Below are 2162 nucleotides of genomic sequence, written 5' to 3'. Positions count from 1 at the left end.
TCAAACTCTCCATAAAAGTTTGGTTTAATAATGGACACCAATCCATTATTTTCTCTTAGCTTCAAAAAATTGATTCAGGGTTATGAAGTCTTCCTCAGCCAAATCTCTTCGGCCTCCAACTTCCTACCTTGACATCTGTTTACATACTGGTTGTTTTGTTCAGTTTTCAAAGAGCAAATGTATCATTGCCGCTTATTTTGCGACAAGATTATATTATATCACCTTAAGCAGATTATGTCAACATGCATTTATTCGCGTTTGTACCTCTGCTCAATTCGGCGACCTTATTATAATATCACACAAACACATCGAAGTCAAGAGGACTCCAAGTATGTTTTTGTGGTAAAAATAATAAATGGGCCTGAGTGGACTCGAACCACCGACCTCACGCTTATCAGGCGTGCGCTCTAACCAGCTGAGCTACAGGCCCATATTGTTTTGGAGCGGGTGAAGGGAATCGAACCCTCGTCATCAGCTTGGAAGGCTGAGGTTTTACCACTAAACTACACCCGCATAAGGGTATTTTCTTATTTTAGGATTCCGAACCAAATGTCTTAGCATCTCCCGGTTTATCTGAGGGAGTTTAGTGCTTAAAGGCTATGTTGAATTCGAAGATCACTTCGTTTATTACTGCATTCTCATTAACTTAGATGGTCGGGAAGACAGGATTTGAACCTGCGACCCCATGGTCCCAAACCATGTGCTCTACCAAGCTGAGCTACTTCCCGGACATGGCGCGCCTGAGAGGAGTCGAACCCCTAACCTCTTGATCCGTAGTCAAACGCTCTATCCAATTGAGCTACAGGCGCAATCAAGGGGTGTTTTATATTATTATCCATCGTAGTAATTGGTGAATATGCGGTCGAGAGGACTTGAACCTCCACGGGATTAACTCCCACTAGGCCCTCAACCTAGCGCGTCTGCCATTCCGCCACGACCGCATAAAAAGTCAATAATAAACATGGTGCGGATGAAGGGAGTCGAACCCCCACGTCCTTAACGGACACTAGAGCCTGATTCTAGCGCGTCTGCCAATTCCGCCACATCCGCAAAGTAATGAAAAAATGGTGAGCCATGGAGGATTCGAACCTCCGACCCTCTGATTAAAAGTCAGATGCTCTACCGACTGAGCTAATGGCTCTCGTTTCAAATTCTTCTTTATAAACAGCAGCTACATTTTCAATGACCCCTACATCTGCCAGCAAACTGGAAAACAGAAGGGAATAGAAATAAAAAAATACTATTAAACAAATAGTATGTTTATCATTTACCACTACTATTTCCGAATTAGAATGTATTTGGCTGGGCCACTAGGATTCGAACCTAGGATGCACGGGATCAAAACCCGATGCCTTACCGCTTGGCTATGGCCCAAAAGATGGCGGTCCGGACGGGACTCGAACCCGCGACCTCCTGCGTGACAGGCAGGCATTCTAACCAACTGAACTACCGGACCAGGCTAATATTCATTTATAAGAATCTTTGACATACAGAAGTTAGATCCTCTGTATGCCAAAGTGATGACCCGTACGGGATTCGAACCCGTGTTACCGCCGTGAAAGGGCGGTGTCTTAACCACTTGACCAACGGGCCATGCTATAATGGCGGAGAAGGAGGGATTTGAACCCTCGCGCCGGCAAAACCGACCTACACCCTTAGCAGGGGCGCCTCTTCAGCCACTTGAGTACTTCTCCATATGGCTCCACAGGTAGGATTCGAACCTACGACCGATCGGTTAACAGCCGATTGCTCTACCACTGAGCTACTGTGGAATAGAGTTTTGCAAAAGAAAAATCAAGTTCGTTTGATTTTTATGCCGAAAATTATCATACCTCAAAGTATATCAATTGTCAACATCCAGTTTAAAATCAGATGCGGATTCCTTGAGACTTTATATAATTTAACATGTCCTATTTCATTCGTCAACAAATTTTAATATAAACCGCGGGATATTTTTTTAAGCTTTGGCTGCTATAATTGAATAAATAGCTTTTATTAAATAAGACTATTGGTCATCTTTTATGCATGAACTTCGACTTTCTCCTGATAAGCCAATTTACCATGGCATTTTCCGCATCCATATTTTTTCGTATTCACGGGAGTTTGACACTTAATCTATCATAAAAATCGCAAAAGCCTTATAATGGCTTTATTTTTTTGTC

At 43.0% G+C, this 2162-nt stretch carries 12 tRNA genes; all 12 read right to left on the bottom strand.

The features are described from left to right. Positions 1-356: 356 nt before the first annotated feature. The 12 genes from GHD25_RS19730 to GHD25_RS19675 all read right to left on the bottom strand — a co-directional run bounded on the left by GHD25_RS19730 (position 357) and on the right by GHD25_RS19675 (position 1772). Positions 357-430: transfer RNA gene (locus tag GHD25_RS19730), tRNA-Ile, on the bottom strand. 9 nt (positions 431-439) lie between these two features. Next, positions 440-513 (bottom strand) — tRNA-Gly (locus tag GHD25_RS19725). Positions 514-651: 138 nt separating this feature from the next. After that, positions 652-728, bottom strand: a tRNA-Pro gene (locus GHD25_RS19720). 4 nt (positions 729-732) lie between these two features. Then, positions 733-809, bottom strand: a tRNA-Arg gene (locus GHD25_RS19715). A gap of 48 nt (positions 810-857) precedes the next feature. After that, positions 858-941: transfer RNA gene (locus GHD25_RS19710), tRNA-Leu, on the bottom strand. Positions 942-962: 21 nt separating this feature from the next. Continuing rightward, positions 963-1050: transfer RNA gene (locus GHD25_RS19705), tRNA-Leu, on the bottom strand. 15 nt (positions 1051-1065) lie between these two features. Beyond that, a tRNA-Lys gene (locus GHD25_RS19700) sits at positions 1066-1141 on the bottom strand. Positions 1142-1299: 158 nt separating this feature from the next. Further along, positions 1300-1374 (bottom strand) — tRNA-Gln (locus GHD25_RS19695). 5 nt (positions 1375-1379) lie between these two features. Next, positions 1380-1456, bottom strand: a tRNA-Asp gene (locus tag GHD25_RS19690). 65 nt (positions 1457-1521) lie between these two features. Further along, positions 1522-1593 (bottom strand) — tRNA-Glu (locus tag GHD25_RS19685). A gap of 9 nt (positions 1594-1602) precedes the next feature. After that, positions 1603-1694, bottom strand: a tRNA-Ser gene (locus GHD25_RS19680). Between the two features lie 3 nt (positions 1695-1697). Beyond that, positions 1698-1772, bottom strand: a tRNA-Asn gene (locus tag GHD25_RS19675). Between the last annotated feature and the right edge of the window lie 390 nt (positions 1773-2162).

The organism is Virgibacillus aidingensis, assembly GCF_010994035.1.
Classification (GTDB): Bacteria; Bacillota; Bacilli; order Bacillales; family Amphibacillaceae; genus Virgibacillus_N.
Note: the sequence above shows the minus strand (reverse complement) of the source record. Positions and strands in the feature narration are given on the sequence as shown.